This is a genomic window from Micromonospora sp. DT43, assembly GCF_049841645.1.
Lineage (GTDB): Bacteria > Actinomycetota > Actinomycetes > Mycobacteriales > Micromonosporaceae > Micromonospora.
Genome location: NZ_JBNCKR010000015.1, coordinates 1 through 17,732 on the forward strand (window position 1 = coordinate 1; position 17,732 = coordinate 17,732).

At 70.8% G+C, this 17,732-nt stretch carries 17 protein-coding genes; 9 read left to right on the forward strand and 8 right to left on the reverse strand.

Translation table 11 applies throughout. The annotated features are described in order from the left end of the window. Positions 1 to 562: 562 nt before the first annotated feature. Entirely contained in the window at positions 563 to 817 is a 255-nt protein-coding gene (locus ACLQ26_RS27435) for an SCO4848 family membrane protein (RefSeq protein ID WP_425747218.1), read from the reverse strand. A gap of 215 nt (positions 818 to 1,032) precedes the next feature. Between ACLQ26_RS27435 and ACLQ26_RS27440 the strand changes: the two genes are divergently transcribed. From ACLQ26_RS27440 to ACLQ26_RS27465, 6 genes are all read left to right on the forward strand, one after another. Further along, positions 1,033 to 1,485, forward strand: coding sequence for a PRC-barrel domain containing protein (locus ACLQ26_RS27440; RefSeq protein WP_425747219.1), 453 nt, complete (start codon positions 1,033 to 1,035; stop codon positions 1,483 to 1,485). 287 nt (positions 1,486 to 1,772) lie between these two features. Further along, positions 1,773 to 2,831 (forward strand): tryptophan--tRNA ligase, encoded by a 1,059-nt coding sequence (trpS, locus tag ACLQ26_RS27445; RefSeq protein WP_425747220.1) that lies wholly within the window; start codon positions 1,773 to 1,775, stop codon positions 2,829 to 2,831. Between the two features lie 76 nt (positions 2,832 to 2,907). After that, complete coding sequence (locus ACLQ26_RS27450) at positions 2,908 to 4,110, forward strand: low temperature requirement protein A (protein WP_425747221.1); 1,203 nt, start codon at positions 2,908 to 2,910, stop codon at positions 4,108 to 4,110. Between the two features lie 104 nt (positions 4,111 to 4,214). Then, entirely contained in the window at positions 4,215 to 4,559 is a 345-nt protein-coding gene (locus ACLQ26_RS27455; RefSeq protein WP_425747374.1) for a YciI family protein, read from the forward strand. A gap of 2 nt (positions 4,560 to 4,561) precedes the next feature. Next, positions 4,562 to 5,812: an RNA polymerase sigma factor gene (locus ACLQ26_RS27460; RefSeq protein WP_425747222.1), complete on the forward strand. Its 1,251-nt coding sequence runs from the start codon at positions 4,562 to 4,564 to the stop codon at positions 5,810 to 5,812. A 26-nt stretch (positions 5,813 to 5,838) separates the two neighbouring features. Then, positions 5,839 to 6,429, forward strand: coding sequence for an HAD family hydrolase (locus ACLQ26_RS27465; RefSeq protein WP_425747223.1), 591 nt, complete (start codon positions 5,839 to 5,841; stop codon positions 6,427 to 6,429). 4 nt (positions 6,430 to 6,433) lie between these two features. Here the strand turns inward: ACLQ26_RS27465 and ACLQ26_RS27470 are convergent, their stop codons facing one another. The 4 genes from ACLQ26_RS27470 to ACLQ26_RS27485 form a co-directional block, all read right to left on the reverse strand. Continuing rightward, a complete protein-coding gene (locus ACLQ26_RS27470; RefSeq protein WP_425747224.1) occupies positions 6,434 to 7,405 on the reverse strand; it encodes an NADP-dependent oxidoreductase in 972 nt (323 codons plus the stop codon). A 173-nt stretch (positions 7,406 to 7,578) separates the two neighbouring features. Next, positions 7,579 to 8,646 carry a WxL protein peptidoglycan domain-containing protein gene (locus ACLQ26_RS27475; protein WP_425747225.1) on the reverse strand — a complete coding sequence of 356 codons (1,068 nt, stop codon included), beginning with the start codon at positions 8,644 to 8,646 and terminating at the stop codon, positions 7,579 to 7,581. Between the two features lie 92 nt (positions 8,647 to 8,738). After that, a complete protein-coding gene (locus tag ACLQ26_RS27480; protein ID WP_425747226.1) occupies positions 8,739 to 10,631 on the reverse strand; it encodes a fibronectin type III domain-containing protein in 1,893 nt (630 codons plus the stop codon). A 224-nt stretch (positions 10,632 to 10,855) separates the two neighbouring features. Then, positions 10,856 to 12,073, reverse strand: coding sequence for a HupE/UreJ family protein (locus tag ACLQ26_RS27485; RefSeq protein WP_425747227.1), 1,218 nt, complete (start codon positions 12,071 to 12,073; stop codon positions 10,856 to 10,858). 181 nt (positions 12,074 to 12,254) lie between these two features. Between ACLQ26_RS27485 and ACLQ26_RS27490 the strand changes: the two genes are divergently transcribed. Both ACLQ26_RS27490 and ACLQ26_RS27495 read left to right on the forward strand, forming a co-directional pair. Next, the gene (locus ACLQ26_RS27490) at positions 12,255 to 12,917 is read left to right on the forward strand and encodes a hypothetical protein (RefSeq protein ID WP_425747228.1); all 663 of its coding nucleotides are present in this window, start codon (positions 12,255 to 12,257) and stop codon (positions 12,915 to 12,917) included. Between the two features lie 261 nt (positions 12,918 to 13,178). Then, on the forward strand, positions 13,179 to 14,627 hold the full coding sequence (locus ACLQ26_RS27495; protein WP_393291180.1) for a non-reducing end alpha-L-arabinofuranosidase family hydrolase: 1,449 nt from the start codon (positions 13,179 to 13,181) through the stop codon (positions 14,625 to 14,627). Positions 14,628 to 14,743: 116 nt separating this feature from the next. Here ACLQ26_RS27495 and ACLQ26_RS27500 read toward each other — a convergent pair whose 3' ends face one another. Together ACLQ26_RS27500 and ACLQ26_RS27505 are read right to left on the reverse strand one after the other, a co-directional pair. Next, complete coding sequence (locus tag ACLQ26_RS27500; RefSeq protein WP_425747229.1) at positions 14,744 to 15,400, reverse strand: response regulator; 657 nt, start codon at positions 15,398 to 15,400, stop codon at positions 14,744 to 14,746. Continuing rightward, positions 15,388 to 16,614, reverse strand: coding sequence for a sensor histidine kinase (locus tag ACLQ26_RS27505; RefSeq protein ID WP_425747230.1), 1,227 nt, complete (start codon positions 16,612 to 16,614; stop codon positions 15,388 to 15,390). Before ACLQ26_RS27505 ends, ACLQ26_RS27500 begins: the two co-directional genes overlap by 13 nt. 170 nt (positions 16,615 to 16,784) lie before the next feature. Here ACLQ26_RS27505 and ACLQ26_RS27510 point away from each other — a divergent pair, with 170 nt between their 5' ends. Beyond that, positions 16,785 to 17,003 carry a hypothetical protein gene (locus ACLQ26_RS27510; protein ID WP_425747231.1) on the forward strand — a complete coding sequence of 73 codons (219 nt, stop codon included), beginning with the start codon at positions 16,785 to 16,787 and terminating at the stop codon, positions 17,001 to 17,003. Between the two features lie 19 nt (positions 17,004 to 17,022). Here ACLQ26_RS27510 and ACLQ26_RS27515 read toward each other — a convergent pair whose 3' ends face one another. Then, complete coding sequence (locus ACLQ26_RS27515; RefSeq protein WP_425747232.1) at positions 17,023 to 17,598, reverse strand: DUF3455 domain-containing protein; 576 nt, start codon at positions 17,596 to 17,598, stop codon at positions 17,023 to 17,025. Between the last annotated feature and the right edge of the window lie 134 nt (positions 17,599 to 17,732).

Consider the following 17,732-nt stretch of genomic DNA (forward strand, 5'->3'; position numbering starts at 1 on the left):
AGTTCTCAAAGAACAACCACACACCGATCAGACAACCCAACCTGTGGGCCACCATCCCGGGGCTTTTCGTTCCGCGTCCCCGCCGCTCGCGCGCCGGGCACTTTTACTACGTTACCTCACCGTCTTCGCCGTGTCAAACCGTGTGTCCCGGTCTGTCGTGCTTCGTACGGGTTGGCCCCGGCGCACTCACGCAGCAGCGAACCGCTGCGTCAGGTCGTCGGATTTGGCAGGCCGGCCGCTGCGGTCTCCCGCAGTCTCGCCCGGTGCCCTGCCGGTCGTGAACCTTACCCGGTCGGTTCCGCTGCACCAAATCCGCCTCGCGGCTGATCCGGTGAGCCCCGCCCGAACCGCGTCCCGCAGAGGCGAACCCCTGCCTGACCCGGTTACCTGCCCGATCCGGTGCTCCAGGTCTTTCGCCCTGTTTGCCCCGTTCCGCGCTGGCAGAGAGAAAGTTACGCGTCCGTGGGTTTGATCGTCAAATCGGTGGGTGGCGTCCCGCGTCACACTCGTTCCCGTCCGGCCCCGATCAACCACGCGGAGCCCCGTTGAGCTGCGGCGGAGGTCAGGGCGACTGCCGTCGGCGGGCGGCGAACCAGGCTCGGATGCCGAGTACACCGACTGTCGTCCCGATGGCCAGGGACGCGGCGATCAGCAGGGCGTGCACCCAGAGGAAGCTGGTGGCGGCGCCCTCGGCCACCGTGCCCGAGGCCCAGGATCGCGGGTCCTTCCAGATGGCGACAGCGAACCTCGGCCAGATCACCCAGGTCCAGATACCAACCCCGACCAGGAAGAGCGCCCACCCTCGCGACAGCACCATGGCAGCCGAGTATGCCAGCGCATCCCCTCCGCGAGCTGGCCAAGGACGTCCGCGAGCCGGGCCAAGGACGTTCTACGAGCTGCCCATGGACGCGATGGGCGCGACAGCCGGGCCGCACCCGCGACCGGGCTCGCACCCCGGGTGGTCCGTTTCCGGCCGCGCCCGGGTGGGCACTGCGAAGGAGGACAGCTGAGAACCGTCCCCCGGAGGTGCCGGTGCAACCCTCGATTTTCAATCCCTGGGCCTGGCGCGACCCCTCCGCCCTCGCCGGCGGATACACGCAGGCCACCCCCTCGGCCACTCCGCCGGACGGCCCGGACGGTGTGCACGACGGCCCCGACGCCCCCGGCCCCGGCACTCCGGTGGACCTGGTCGGCTACCACGTGCAGGCGAGCGACGGGCGCATCGGCACGATCGACGAGGCCAGCGACGAGGCCGACGCCGGACACCTGGTGGTGGACACCGGGCCGTGGATCCTCGGTCAGAAGGTGCTGCTGCCGGCCGGCACCGTGGAACGGGTCGACCACCTGGACCGTGTCGTACACGTCGACCGGACCCGGCAGGAGATCAAGGACGCGCCGCCGTACGACCCGGATTCGACCGACCAGGAGTACCGGGACCGGGTCGGCAGGTACTACACGGACCGTCACCTGCCCCCTCGGGACTGACACCCCGGTAATGTGAGGCCGTGGTCCGGACGGGCAGTTGCGTGTCGGAGGCCGTCGCTGTGGTCGACGGTCTGCCACGCGGTGTCGTGCCCGTATTCCCGATCAGCTCCGGCGACGGCCGTGAGCACTTCCTGGACGTACTTCGTGCCGGTGGTCTGCGGTTCCGCGCCGGCGCGCGATGGCGGACGGCTCACTGAGCCCTGTTTCCGCTGACCGAGGGGGCGAGTCCGCCCCGCTCGGCGCGCGCCCACGCGTGACCCACCTACCCGCACGAAAGGCGCCTCGCCATGTCCATCGCACGCATGCTCACCGGCGACCGGCCCACCGGCCGCCTGCACCTCGGCCACTACGTCGGCAGCATCGCCAACCGGGTGCGGCTGCACCAGCGCTACGAGAGCTTCTTCATCATCGCGGACCTGCACATGCTGACCACCCGCAACCGCCGAGAGGACATCGACCAGGTCTCCGGCAACGCCCGCGAGATGGTGACCGACATCCTCGCCGCCGGGGTCGACCCGGCGCGCGCCACGTTCTATCTCCAGTCGGCCATTCCGGAGGTCGGGGACCTCAACACCCTCCTGCAGAACCTGGTGACCGTGCCCCGGCTGGAACGGGTGCCCTCGTTGAAGGACATGGCCCGCGACGCCGGCAAGGAGGAGATGCCGTACGGGCTCCTGGGTTATCCGGTGCTCCAGGCCGCGGACATCCTGTGCGTGAAGGGTGAGGTGGTCCCGGTCGGCCGGGACAACGCCGCGCACGTCGAGGTGACCCGGGAGATCGCCCGCCGCTTCAACCACCTGTACGGGCCGGTCTTCCCGGTGCCCGAGCTGATCCCGGCGGACACGCCGAGCCTGGTGGGCACCGACGGCACGGCCAAGATGAGCAAGAGTCGGGGTAACGCGATCGCGTTGTCCGACGACGCGGCCACGGTGCGCCGCAAGGTGCGCGGGATGTACACCGACCCGAACCGGGTGCGGGCCGACGTGCCGGGGACGGTGGAGGGCAACCCGGTCTTCGCGTACCACGAGGTGTTCAACCCGGACCGTGCCGAGGTGGCCGACCTGGCCGACCGTTACCGCGCCGGGAAGGTGGGTGACGTGGAGGTCAAGGAGCGGCTGGTCGTCGCGTTGGAGACGTTCCTGGCGCCGATCAGGGAGCGCCGCGCCGCGATCGAGGCCGACCGGGGGCTTGTCGACAGGCTGATCGTCGAGGGCACCGAGCGGACCCGGCAGGAGGTGCGTCAGACCGTGGCGGAGGTACGCCGGGCCATGGGGCTGACCGGGGCGTACCAGCAGATACGGCGGCGGGCCGAGCGGAGCCGGCGGCGGACGGACGCGCCGGCCTGAGGCGGCGGCCACGATCGGGTCTCCCCATCCGGACGGGGAGACCCGACGTGCCCTCCGGAGGGCGCAGAATGCCAGGATGAGGGGGATTCGTCCGGTCCCGGCCGGTGACGCGCACCGGACGACGATGTTCGAGATCTTCTTCGACCTGGTCTTCGTGTTCGCGCTCACCCGGGTCATCACGTTCATGGCGCAGCCTCCGACCGCGCTCACCCTGGCCCAGGGGCTGCTCCTCCTCCTGTTGTTGATCTACTCCTGGGGCCCGTACCTCTGGCTGGGAAACCTGGTCCGCGCGGACATCGGCCCCGCCCGCGCGGCCACCCTGCTGGCGATGGCCGCGATATTCGTGGCCGCGCTGGTGCTGCCGGACGCCTGGCGGCAACGCCCGGGCCTCTTCGACCCGCCGCTCACCCTCGCGCTGGCCTACCTGGTCACCCGGGCGGTGCAGCTCGTGGTGCTCCTCTGGGCGAGCGCCGACGATCCACAACTGCGCTCGACCCTGCGGTTCTTCGTCGTGCCGGTCACCGCGGCCTGGCTCCCGCTCGTCGTCGGCGCGCTGCTCGGTGGCGTCGCCCAGACCGCGCTCTGGACGGTCGCCTTCCTGGTCGACATCGGCGGCTCCCGCGTCGCCTCCGTCTACCGTCCCTGGCCACTGCGCAGCCTGAACCACTTCACCGAACGGTTCGGACTGGTGCTCATCATCGCGCTAGGCGAGGCGTTGATCGCCGCGGGCACCGGGCCGAGGACGATGGCGCCGACCGGGGCCGGCCTGGTCGCGGCGCTGCTCGGCCTCGTCGTCACGATCTGCCTGTGGTGGCTCTACTTCGACCGGCTGGCACCCGCCGCCCGGCAGTCCGTCATGCGCGTACCCGCCGAACGGCGTTCCCACGTCGCCGGCGACGCGTACGGCCTCGCGCACACCCCCCTGATCATCGGCACCATCTACGTCGCGCTCGGCATCGAGCAGGTGCTCGGCCAGCTCACCGAGGAGCCGGCGCACACCGCCCGGTTGAGTTGGTCCTCCGCCACCGCCCTCTACGGCGGTGCCACCCTCTACCTGCTCGGACGGCTGGTCTTCCGCCGGCTCACCCTCCGTGCCGTACACCCGGGGCAGGGTGTCGCCGCGCTGCTGCCGCTGCTCCTGCTGCCGGTCGGGCGGTCGCTGCCCGCGCTTGCCGAACTGGCCCTGCTGACCCTGCTGCTGATCGCCGTAACCTGGTACGAGCGGCGGATCGACAGGCGTGGCGAGCTGGTCGAACCGGCGCGACCGGTGCGCCCCTGAGCCTCGGAAAAGTTCCAGGTGCCGTGTCGACATCCCGGGCTCTCGTTCGTCGTCATGCTGTACGGCGACCCCGCCGCACCGAGAGGAGCCGAAACGTGAAGTACATGCTGCTGTTCATGACCCCCGCGGCCGACGGCGAGGCCGGCAACGGGTGCACCTTCGAGGACTGGGTCCGCTACGACCGGGAGATGAAGGACGCCGGGATCTGGGTCTCCGGGCACCCGTTGCAGGACCTGACCACCTGTACGACGGTGCAGGTCGGCCCGGACGGCGAGCGTACGATCACCGACGGGCCGTTCGCCGAGACCCGCGAGGTGCTCGGCGGGTACGACATCATCGACGTGCCGAACCTCGACGTCGCGCTGGAGTGGGCGGCCCGCAGCCCCGGTGCCATCGCCAGCGGGTCGGTGCAGGTGCGCCCGGTCGCCGAGATCGAGGTCGAGGTCTGACCGTGACGGGCGCGGAGGCGACAGCCGGGGTGGAGGCGGTGTTCCGGGAGGAGCACGGCCGGCTGCTCGCCTCGCTCGTACACCGCTTCGGCGACCTCGACCTGGCCGAGGAGGTCGCCTCCGAGGCGATCGAGGCGGCGCTGACGCACTGGCCCGTCGACGGCGTCCCGAGCCGGCCCGGCGCCTGGCTGCTCACCACGGCCCGCCGCCGCGCCGTCGACCGGTTGCGCCGCGACCGGGTGCTGGCGACGCGGCTGGCCGTACTCCAGGCGGAGGCCGAGCGGGCCGACCCCGCGCCGCCCGCCGACGTGGACCCGGACCTGCCCGACGACCGGTTGGCGCTCTTCTTCACCTGCGCTCACCCGGCCCTGCCCGCGCAGGACCGCGGGGCGCTCACCCTGCGCTTTCTCGCCGGGCTCACCACGGCGGAGGTCGCGCGGGCCTTCCTGGTGCCGCACGCGACGATGGCCCAGCGGCTCGTCCGGGCCAAACGGAAGATCCGCGACGCCCGCATCCCGTTCCGGGTGCCCGGCGCGGACGAGCTGCCTGGACGCCTACCCACGGTGCTCCAGGCCGTCTACTCGGTCTTCACCGAGGGGTACGCCGCCAGCTCCGGCCCCGATCTTCAGCGGCCCGACCTCGCCGAGGAGGCCATCCGGCTGGCCCGGATCCTGCGCCGGCTGCTGCCCGGCGAGCGGGAGGTCGCCGGGCTGCTCGGGTTGCTGCTGCTGGTCCACGCGCGGCGTGCCGCTCGGACCGGACCGGACGGCGCGGTGGTCCTCCTCGACGACCAGGACCGCGCACGGTGGGACCACGCGATGATCGACGAGGGGCGCTCGCTGGTGGTTGTCGCGTTGACCGGCCCGGCGCCCGGGCCGTACGGCGTGCAGGCAGCCATCGCCGCCCTGCACGACGAGGCCGCCGACGTGGCCAGCACCGACTGGCCCCAGGTGGTGGCGCTCTACGACGTGCTGCTCGGGATGGTCCCCTCACCTGTGGTGGCGCTGAACCGGGCTGCGGCCGTGGCGATGCGGGACGGGCCGGACGCCGGGCTCGCCCTGCTGGACGGGTTGGCCGAGGATCCGCGTCTGCGCGGCTATCACCTGTACCCCGCGACCAGGGCGGACCTGCTGCGTCGGCTGGGCCGCCTGGACGAGGCCGCGACGGCGTACCGGGCGGCGTTGGCGCTTGTCGGCACCGAGCCGGAACGGGCGCACCTGCTGCGCCGGTTGGCATCCGTCACCGGGGACTGAGCGGACGCCCGCTGTACCCTTCCCCGATGACTCTGCCTCTGCCGCCCGGTGAGTTCGCCGCGTACCTGTTCGACTGCGACGGCACCATCGTCGACTCGATGCCGCTGCACTACGTGGCGTGGCAGCGGGCGCTCGACGAGTGGGGCTGCGAGTTCCCGGAGGATCTCTTCTACGCGTGGGGTGGCCGGCCGACCGCCGACATCATCGTCGCGCTGAACGAGCGGCACGGCCTGGCGATGCCGGTGGCGACAGTCGTCGAGAACCGCGAGCGCATCTTCCAGGAGCTGCTGCCGCAGGTCACCGCCGTGCCCGAGGTGGTGGCGCACATCCACGACGCGCACCGCCGGGTGCCGTTCGCCGTCGTCTCCGGCAGCACCCGCGCCACTGTCACCGCCTCCCTCGACGCGCTCGGTCTGCTGGACCGCTTCGACGTGCTGGTGTGCGCCGAGGACTACACAAGGGCCAAGCCCGACCCGGAGGCGTTCCTGCTCGCGGCGCGGCAGCTCGGCGTACCCCCGGGCTCCTGCCTGGTCTTCGAGGACACCGACCTGGGCATCCAGGCCGCGACGGCGGCCGGCATGGCGTCGGTACGCGTGCCGCAGCAGCGCGTCGGCTGACGTCTCAGGCGATCGTCAGCAGCAGTTTGCCCAGGTAGGAGGTCTCCAGGCGCTTGTGCGCCTGGTGCACCTTGCCCAGCGGGAACGTCTCGGCGACGTGCACCACGAACGGTCCTGCCTCGATGAGCTCGTTGAGGCGCTGCAACTGTTGGCGGTTGGCCACACCGTCGTACGCCCGGACCGTCACACCGGACCGCTCGCGCGGTTCCGGCCGCACCCCGTGTGCGTACGCGACGACCGCGCCGTCGGAAAGCGTCTCGGTGAGCCGGTCCAGCGTCTTGCCGCCGGCCATCGCCAGGATGCCGCCCACCCCGCCCGGGGCGGCGTCCCGGATCGTCGCGAGCACCTCGGCGGGGTCGGCGTGCCCGTCGAGAGACACGTCGGCGCCGAGGCGGGTCACCAGCGCCACCCCGTCCGGGCCGGAGGCCACCGCTATGACGTTGAGGCCCTGCCGCTTGGCCAACTGCACGGCCAGGTGACCCTGCCCGCCGCTCGCGCCGAAGATCAACAGCCAGGCGCCGCGCGGCAGGCTGAGCGTGTCCAGCCCGGCCAGCGCGGTAAGCGCGTCGGTGGACATGGCGCCGGCGTGCTCGGCCGGCACACCGTCGGGCAGCCTCGCGGCGTACTCGGCCTTGACGGCCGCGTACTCGGCGTAGAAGCCGCCCTTCGGTCGGGTGGTGGCCGAGACGTAGACCAGGTCGCCCACCGCGAGGTCGGTCACCTGACTGCCGGCCGCGATGACGGTTCCGGCGCCGTCCGAGCCGGGCACGATCGGAAACTCGCTGCCCTCGGGCACCAGCACGCCTTGGCGCTCGTACACGTCCCACACCCCGACGCCGGCGCTCAGGACCCTGATCAGCACCTCGTCGTCTGCGGCCTCCGGCACCGGAAGTTTCCGCAGGGTGATCACCTCCGGCCCGCCGAACTCGTCCAGGGCCGCAGCCTGCATCCGCTCTGGCACGTCCGCGTCAACCATGTGGACTTCCTCTCCGGGCCGGCGTCACCGTCGCAGCATGCCGGGTCGGCGGCGGGCCCGACCCGGTGCTGAGTGCCGTTCACCCACAAGGGCGACAGTGGTGGTCGGGTGTCACCGTCGACCTGATCCGACGCGCGGTCCCCGCCGGACGTGGCGGCGCTGAGAAGAGGCGTTCAGGACGTCTTCGGCTCCCGACCGCCGAGGGCCTGCGCGACCGCGTCACGCACCCGGGCGTCCTCGCGCGCCCGGCGCTGCGTCCGGCTGCGGCGGCGGTACAGGTACGCCCCGACGACCAGGGCGATCAGCACGACGAGCGCCAGGACGACAGTCCACGGCAGGGCCCAGCCGTGCGCCGTGGCCTCCACCGTCCTGAGCGAGGTGGTGGAGCCCGACGCGTCGGTGAGCAGCGGAGTGACGGTGGCGGTCGCCGCGAGCCGGACGGCGGGAGCGACACCGCGGACGGGCACCGTCACGTCCCAGCTCTCGCCCGGCAGCAGCTGCGGTGGCGCGGCGATGTCACCGGCCCGGGCACGCAGTACGCCGAACGGACCCGAGACCGAGACTGCCTGCTTGCCGGACAGGGCGGCGTTGCCGGTGTTGCGGATCGTGTAGGCGACTGTGGCGTCACCCTTGGCGAGCGGGTTGGACGACCCGTCGTACGTCACGTGGAGGTTCTCGATCGCGAGGTTCGGCTTCAGCTCGCCGCCGACCCGCAGCGAGATCCGGATGCCGAGGCGCCGGTCCACGTTGATGCCCTCGGCCTGGTCGGCCTGCGTCAGCGTGGTGAGGATGCCGCCGACGTGGTCTCCGGGGGTGGCGTTGGCGGGGACGTTGATCGTGAAGGGGACCTGCGCGGTCTTTCCGGGCTGGACCACGACGCTGCCGGCGCTGGCCTTGACCCACGCGCCGACCGCCACGGACTTCTTGTCCCTGGTGAGCAGGTCGAGCTGCCCGGCGTCGGTGGTGAAGCCGTCGGCGGCGTACACGGCCAGGGTCAGCGGTGCCGGGCCACGGTTGGCCACCACCATGGCGTCCTCGACGGCCCCACCGGGGTTGACGTTGTAGCTGTAGCTGGACCGGGCTTCGCCGTAGCTGTTCGAGGCCGTCCGAACCGTCCAGGCGACGTTGCCGTCGGCCGCTCGGGCGGGGCCGGTGCCGACGCCGGCTGCCGCGACGACGGCGAGCAGGGACAGCGCGGTGGTACGAACGAGTGTCTTCCAGCGCGTTACGGACGGTTGCATGTCGGATCCTTGAGGTGATCTTGGGAGTGGGCTAACCGGTGGCGGGGCAGGCACCCGAAGGTGCCTGCCCCGCCCGGTGGAACAGGTTCTTCTCAGCTGCTCAGCGCAGTGATCGTGAGGGTGGTGCGGTAGCTGCCCTTGGCGATGCTGTCCGGGATCTTCAGGTCCAGGTCGGCACCGAGCTTGGCGCCGCCCCGGGGGTGACCCTGAACGGCCGCGCCGAGCCCGCTGGAGGCCGAGAGGCCCTTGCCCTGGTCGTCGAGGGACGACAGGACGGCGGCGCCGGCCTGGGCGCCCGCGCCGGCGTCCAGGACGTACGGGGTCCAGCCCAGGTACGAGCCGGAGAACGTCTTGTCGGCGTCGGAGAAGTCGCCGACGCTTGCCGAGATCGACCACGGGGCGAGCGAGCGGCGGCTGTCCGACACGAGGATCGGGTTGATTTTGCCGGTCGCCTCGAAGTAGGTGCCGTCGCGCTCCTGCGCGGTGCCCAGGTCGACCAGACCGTTGTAGCCGTCGATCGTCCAGCCGAACTCGCCAGGCGCCGCGTTGGGAACGTTCACCTGGATGGCCTGGCCGTCACCGTGGTACGGGTGCACCGTCACCTTGTCGGTGACCGAGCCGACCGGCTGACCGTCCGGGGTGTTGACGCAGGAGAGGCCCTTCTCCACTGCCGCGTTCGGGGCCGCGCAGGTGCCGCTGCGCACGTTCGCCAGGACCAGCTTGTCGCCGCGCACCTGCACCTTGACGTAGCTGCGGACGTGCTCCTGGTTCTGCGACGAGTTGTACCAGTACTTGTCCGGGTCCAGCGGGTCGGCGCCGTTGCCACGGATGCCCGTACCGGTGTCGTCGGGCTTCTTGATGTCGTAGTACTTCGAGCCGGACGCCGAGTTGGCAGTCACGTAGATGACGCCACCCGGGCCGGGGTAGACCTCGGGCGCGCCGGGCTTCTCAGCCGGGTTCTCCTTCTGGCCGTTCTTGATCGAGTAGCTGCGCGAGTAGCTGTGGTCGTGGCCCTGCAGCACCATGTCGACGCCGAGGTTGGAGAAGGCGGTGGTGAAGTCCTCCCGCCGCTGCTTGTTGTCGGTGTCGGTCGCGTGGCTGGCCGGGGAGTAGATGGAGTGGTGGTAGACGAGCACCTTCCACTTAGCCTCGGAGCCGTGCTTCTTGATGACGTCGGTGACGTACGCGACGTGCGCCGCGTCGCCGCCGGCCGAGCCGTCCGCCGGGTTGGCGTAGCTGTTGCTGTTCAGGTCGATGAACAGCACGTCCTTGTGGATGAACCAGTAGTCGCCACCGGACCGGGTCGCCTGGTCCCCGTTGTAGTACTGGGCCGAGCGGTCGGTGTTCGGGGTGAAGTGGTGCTGCTCGTAGGCCTTGCCACCGACGTCGTGGTTACCGATGGTGGCGACGAGGGGGACCTGACGCAGCTGGTCGGGGGCCAGGAACGACGTCCACTGGCCCTCGTCGTTGGCGCTCTCCACGTGGTCGCCTGCGGAGACCAGCAGCTCGGCGTTCGGGTTGGCGCCGGTGGCGACCTTCAGGGTCTCCTCCCAGCCGGCCTGGTCCTTGAGCCGGTCACCGGAGGAACCGATCTGCGGGTCACCGAAGAACAGGAAGTCGTAGTCGCCCTCGAAGTCCTGGGTCTTGAAGGCGTACGCGGGCGACCAGCTGCCCTCGGCGCCGACCCGGTACGAGTACGCCGTGTTCTCGCGCAGGTTGCTGATCGTGGCGTGCCGGTTGAAGCCGGTCGTGGAGGTGTTCGCCGCGCCGACCGCGTCGAAGCTGACGGCGTTCGCCGGGAACTCGCCGTTGACGATCTCGGCGGTCGGGGCGAGCTGGATCTTCTGGGCGGTGTCGGCCGAGGAGTACCAGGACACGATGCGCTGGGTCTCGTTGGCGCCGACGCCGAGGACGATCCCGGACACCGTGGTGGGATCGGCGGCGCTGGCGGCGGTCAGCAGACCGCTACCGAGGGCCGCGCCCATTCCCAGGAATCCGGCTACGACCCCGGCGACAACGCGCCGCCGCACGGGCCCGGGGGCCCGTGTCGAGGTGCTCAATGTCATCGACATTGTTCCCTTTTCGAATAGAGAAATGGATTGTTCTTCACCCGACGCCGGGGAAGCAGTTCAAAACTTTCTGCGGCCGATGAACCCGTCATGAACGTGATCTTGCGAATGGCTGCACTTCACGAAGTGGTTAGCCGTACTCAGGATCCGGTGACGCGCTGAACAAACCAGATCAGCCCCATGATGGACACTGCCGCCGAAACGGCACCGGTCACCCAGAGACCCGCTTTCGGCGCACGACGACGCAGCACGAACAGCAACGGGAAGACCGCGGCGATAATCGTCAACTGGACGACCTCGATACCGACGTTGAACACCAGCAGCGACCACAGCAGCGTCCACGACCACGCCTCGTCGATGCCCAGCGCGCCCGCGAAGCCCAACCCGTGCACGAGGCCGAAGCAGAAGACGACCCCGAGGCGGATCCAGCCCCGGCGGTCCAGGCTGAGGTGACCACGCCCGGCCGTCTCCAGATCGCCCGCGTGGTCACCGCGCCGCCAGATCCCCCACAGGTGCCAGCCGGCCACGATGGCGATCGACAGCGCGATGACCGGCTCCACGACCCGCGCCGGCACCTCGACCAGGCCGAGTGCGGCGAGCAGGAACGTCACCGAGTGCGCCAGGGTGAAGCTGGTGGCCGCGAGCACGATCTCCCGCAGACGCCGCGACCCGGCGATGAGCGCCAGCAGGAAGAGGATGTGGTCGATTCCGGACAGCAGATGCTCGGCGCCCAGCAGGAAGAACTCACCGAACCGCTGGTAGGCGGTCTGGGCCGTCGAGAAGGACGGATTGGCGGCGTCGAGCGCGGCGCTGCCGGAGCGGCCGTCGATCTCGTAGGTGACGATCGTCTTGGTGCCCTTGACGTACGCCTCGTCGTCCGGGAAGAGACCGCTGCGCACCTCGTGCTCGTCGGCGCGCTCGGCGCAGGTCCAGTCCAGCAGCAGGTCCGCGTACGGCACCCCCTCGCGCGCGCCGATCGTGGCGTCACGCACCTGGGTCGGCTGGCAGGCCACGCCTCGCGCGGTCACCGAGAGGCGGTCGGCGACATACCGCAGGACCGTCGGGGCGTGCGCCTTCAGGGCTGCGGCCTGGGCCGCGGAGTCGCCCGCCTCGAAGGCGGCCGTTCCCACCCGAAAGAGCGGATCGTCAGCACCGGAATCGGCGGCCGACACGACTAGGAGGTCGTATTCGAGCTCCACCTCGGAGCGAATGTGACCCTCGTCTCCGGCGGTAATTTTCGCGTAAACGGTCGATGAGAAGCCGTGCGCGAACGCCGGTCCGCCACCCAGAAACGGAAGCACCGTCGCAAAAAATGCGACAACGGCGACGACAACGGTACGGCGGATGTGCACCAGCATGCGACTCCCTCGGTTGGCCAGTGCACGCTGCACCCCGTGGGTGAACACCAACCCGCCCGCCGACGAACCGATGGCGAACAAACACCCGGGGCGACCGTCCACGGATTGGTGGCGTTCGGATCTGGGATAGGAATACGAGGCGTACGCGCACTTCCCGCCACCATCCGAAAGGACGATCACCTTGCGCCCCCCGCTTCGGGTCGTCGCCCTGTTGGCCGCGACCGCCGCGCTCCTCGCCGCCTGCAACTCCGGCGACGACTGGTCCCAACCGCGTCCCGCGCCCAGCGCCGTCGGCTCGCTCGGCCCTGGATTCGTCGACACCTCGACGCCGCCCGCCCCGGAGGCGACGATCACGCCGCGGCCCGGATCGTGGGCCGACGTCCACCCGTCGAAGGACTACCGGGTGGTGCTGCTGACCGCCGGCACGGACGCACCGACCAAGGCCCTCGTGACGGCGGTGCGGGACTGGGCCGACGACGAGCACGTCGACCTGAGGACCGTCGTCGTCGACAACGCGCACGACGCGGTCCCCAGCATCAGCAAGGCCATGGAGATGGGCCCGGACCTCATCGTCAGCGCGGGCAACGAGCTCATCGACGCCCTCGCGCTGGTCACCCCGAACCACCTGGACGAGAAGTTCCTGGTGGTCGGCGCCGAACTGGCCGAGCCCACCCACAACGTCACAGCCGTCGACTGGGACGGAGCCTCGTACCGTGGCGAGGGGCTCGGCATGTCCTCGTCGTACGACGCGGGTTCGTTCACGGCCGAGCGCTGCGCGGACGCCGTCCGGGCGGGCGTGGCCGCCGTGCTCAACGACCTGACCGGGATCGTCGTCTGGCTCTGACGAATTGGTCGATGACAATGTTATCGATAACCCTCGCCCCTCCCGACGAGCGCGGCGGCCGCGGCGGCGACCTGGCGCAGCACACCAGGACGACCCTGCTGACGTGCCCGAACGGCCGCACGGCTGCGCCCGTCCGCCTCCAAGGCATCGAGGTTGATGGTTTGGGAGCGCTCCCGTAACATGACCGACGCGGCTGTTAACGCTCACCTAACAATGATCCCCACGAATGTGGAGGCCGCCGTCCCGTCAGGAGGGTGCTTGATGACCATATTCAGACCGACCAATGTGGGCCTCGTCTCGGCCGGTGTCGCGTTGCTGGCGTCCGCCACTGTCGTCGTGGCAATGCCGGCAGGTGCCGCCGCTGCGGGCTGCTCGGTGAACTACGCCGTGTCGTCGCAGTGGCAGGGCGGGTTCGGCGCCAGCGTGACGATCACCAACCTGGGCGATCCGTTGAGCAGTTGGGCACTGACGTGGTCGTACGGCGCCGGGCAGACGGTCACACAGTCGTGGAACACGGCGTTGACGCAGAGCGGTGCCGCGGTGACCGCACGCAACGCGAGCTACAACGGGTCGGTCGCGACCAACGGCACTGTGTCGTTCGGCTTCAACGGGTCGTGGACGAGCAGCAACCCGGACCCGACGAGCTTCGCCCTCAACGGCGTGACCTGCAACGGTGGGACCACGCCGACACCACCGGTGACCGACACGCCCGCACCGCCGACGAGCCCACCGCCCACCAGCGCGCCGCCCACGACCCCACCGCCCACGACCCCGCCACCAACGACGCCGCCACCCACCACGTGTGACCTGCCGTCGTCGTACCGGTGGTCGTCGACAGGTGCGCTGGCGCAGCCGAAGTCCGGTTGGGTGTCGCTGAAGGACTTCACCGTCGCCCCGTACAACGGCCGGCAGCTGGTCTACGCCACGACCCACGACTTCGGCAGCCGGTGGGGCTCGATGAACTTCGGCCTGTTCACCAACTGGTCCGACATGGCCTCGGCCAGCCAGAACACCATGAACAGCGGCACCGTGGCGCCCACCCTGTTCTACTTCGCCCCCCGCAACATCTGGGTCCTGGCCTACCAGTGGGGCGGCACCGCGTTCTCCTACCGCACCTCCACCGACCCCACCAACCCCAACGGCTGGTCCGCCGCGCAGACCCTGTTCACCGGCAGCATCTCCGGCTCCGGCACCGGCCCCATCGACCAGACCCTCATCGCCGACAGCACCAACATGTACCTGTTCTTCGCCGGCGACAACGGCAAGATCTACCGCGCCAGCATGCCGATCGGGAACTTCCCCGGCAGCTTCGGCAGCAACTACACCACCATCATGAGCGACTCCACCAACAACCTCTTCGAAGCCGTGCAGGTCTACAAGCTGCAGGGCCAGAACCGCTACCTCATGCTCGTCGAGGCCATCGGCTCCCAGGGCCGCTACTTCCGCTCCTTCACCGCCACCAGCCTCGGCGGCACCTGGACCCCCCAGGCCGCCACCGAGAGCAACCCCTTCGCCGGCAAGGCCAACAGCGGCGCCACCTGGACCAACGACATCAGCCACGGCGAGCTGATCCGCACCAGCGCCGACCAGACCTTCACCGTCGACCCCTGCAACCTGCAACTGCTCTACCAGGGCCGATCCCCCAGCTCCAACGGCGTCGACTACGGCCTGCTGCCGTACCGCCCCGGCCTGCTCACCCTGCGCCGCTGACGCTCCACCACCCATGACTCGGGGCGGGTCCGGCACCACGCCGAACCCGCCCCGAGTCGCGTGCCGGGCCGTTCGTCCCTCGCGGGCGCGACCTGCTGGGCAAGCGTCGACGGGTGCTACCGCTGGCCGCCGTCCAGGTAGCGCAGCACAGCGGTGACCCGGCGGTCGGCACTGTCGTCCGGCGGAAGCTGGAGTTTCGCGAAGATGCTCCGGATGTGCTTGTGCACCGCGCCGTCGGTGACGAACAGCCGCTCGGCGATCGCCGTGTTGCCGAGCCCTTCGGCCATCAGCCCCAGCACCTCACGCTCGCGCGGCGACAACTCGCCCAGCGCCGTGTCCGGCCGGCGGTTGCGGGCGAGCAACTGCGCCACCACCTCCGGGTCGATCACGCTGCCGCCGTCCGCCACGCGACGCAGGGCGGCGAGGAACTCCTCGACCCGGCCCACCCGCTCCTTCAACAGGTAACCGAGCCCGGAGGCGCCGACCGAGAACAGCTCGGTGGCGAACGCCTGCTCCACGTACGCCGACAGGACCAGTACCGCGAGGCCCGGCCGGCGCCGCCTGGCCTCCACAGCGGCCACGATGCCCTCGTCGGTGTGGGTCGGCGGCATCCGTACGTCCACGATCGCCACGTCCGGCGCGTGCTCGTCGACAGCCACCAGGAACTCTCCCGGGGTGCCCGCCGTGGCGACCACGTCCAGCTCCTCCGCCCGCAGCAGCAACGCCAACCCCTCGCGCAGCAGCGGGTCGTCCTCGGCGATCACGATCCGCATGGCAGCTCCACGTGCATCCTCGTCGGCCCTCCCGCTGGGCTGGTCAGCGCCATTCGCCCGTCGTACGCCTCGACCCGCCGGCGGATGCCGGTGAGCCCGGAGCCGCGTGCCTCGTCGGCGTCGCCGCGTCCGTCGTCCTCGATGGTGACCAGCAGCCTGCCGTGCTCGCGGCGCACTGTGACATCCACCCGGCTCGCCCCGCTGTGTCGCACCACGTTCGTCAGCGCCTCGGCCACCACGAAGTACGCGGTCGCCTCCACCGACGCCGCGCAGCGGACGGCCACGTCCACAGCGAGCCGGCACGGCACCGCGCAACTGCCGGCCAGACCCGCCAGCGCCCCGGCGAGGCCCCGGTCGTCCAGCACGGGCGGCAGGATGCCGCGCACCACAGTCCGCAGTTCGCCGAGCGCCTGCTCCGCCGCGTCCTGGGCCTGCCCGAGGATCTCGTCGGCCCGGTCCGGGTCACGCCGTACCGCCCGGCGCGCGGCACCCAACAGCACGTTCACCGCGACCAGCCGATTCTGCGTACCGTCGTGCAGCGACCGCTCGATGCGGCGCAACTCCACGGCGTGGGCGTCCAGCGCCGCGGCCCGGGTGGCGGTCAGCGCGGCGACCCGCAGCGACAGGTCGACACCCGGCGGCGGGGACAGCAGCCACCGGCCCGGCCAGGCCTGGAAGCGGGCCAGCGCAGGGCCGAACCCGACCGCGGCGACCAGCCAGCCCACCCCGAGCACACCGACCACGAGCGCCTCGGAGAGCCCGTCGATGCGCCACCAGAAGAACCCCGGTGCGCCGTCCTCGGGCCGGACCAGCCGGTACCACAGCGGGAACGTGATGTCCTGGAGAGCGTAGAGCGGTAGGGCGAGGCCGACCAGTCCGGACACCAGGCCGGTGATCGAGTGGAGCGTGACCCAGCCGAGCTCCCGGCGGACGAACGGGTCGCGTACCGCCTCCCGTAGCTCCTCCGGCACCGGCCCGGGTGTCGGGATCGGCGTGCCCCGACGGGACAGTCGGCCGCGCTCCCGGTCGGCCACCGAGCGCACCGCCCGCAACGCCCCGGGCGCCATCCGCAGGCCCACCCCGACCAGGCAGGTCACTGCCACGACCACCGCCCAGAACAGCGCGCCCAACGCCAGCAGCGCGGTGCCCAGCCCGCCGACGAGGTGTTCGACGGCGTCCACCGACGCACGAATTCGGCCCCGCACGTACGCCATCGCCGCCCACCTCCCGGGCCAACATAGGCCAGTGCGAGCACGGCCGGCAGCGCCCGCGGCGGAAAGTACAGCCTGCTGTACCACTGTCGTCGAGCTGGCGGGATCGTCCCCGCCGCTGTCACCCGCCTAGCGTCGGTGGTGTCGTCGAAACGTCCCCGAGGGAGACAGTCATGACCGACAGGTACCGCAGCACCGAGGCCCCGGCCGCCGCGGCGGAGCGGCCCGGCGGCCTGCTACGCCCGCTGCTGTGGCTGGTGCTTCTTCTCGCCGCGGCAACCAACGCCGTGTTCTCGACAGTCGCGGACAACCCGTGGATCGGCTCGGTGTTCGGCCTGGTCGCGGTGCTCTGCGCGGCGGCGCTGATCGTCCACCACCGCCGCAACAGATGACGCCGAAGGGCCGGCGCGGCTACCGCTTGGCGGCCCAGAAGACGTACACCGCGCCGTACGGCACCGCCGTCGTCGCGCCGTCGACGCAGGCGCCCGCCGGGGCGACGCCACCCGAGGTCAACAGGCGGCTGACGTACGCGACGTTGCCGAGAATGCCGCTGCCGACATGGGTGTCCACAGTCAGCAGCAGCTCGGGGATCGTCCCCGCACGGGGGCGCTCCGCCGTCTTCTTCGCCGTGATCAGCGAGCCGTCGCGCTCGGACTGCCAGCTCGGCCCCCGGAAGTGGTGAACCCGGCCACCGGTGCCGATGAGCTGGGCCTCCGGCACGGACGCGCCTGTGAACACGCCACCGGTACACGTGTAGGTCTGCGTTCCGCGAGTGACGACGTACGCGCCGACCGGGCGTGACCCCGCCGGCGGCTTGATCGACGAGGCGATGCGCGGGATGTCGACCCGGGCGTTGGCGCTCATGGTGGCGCCCTCGGCCACCTCGGCGGCCGACGCCTGCTGGGTCACCGGGCCGATCGCCGCCAGGACACCGGCCATCCCGATGACCGCGAGCACGCGGAACCGGGAACGAGACGTGCTGATCATGCGATTCCTCCGATCGGGGCAGGCGCGTCCGCGCCCACATGACTCCTCACGGAAAGAATGCGCAACGCGATCAATTACGCGCCGACTTTGACCGATCGTTCACCCTCGGGCGGCCCGGATCGGGCACCTCGGCG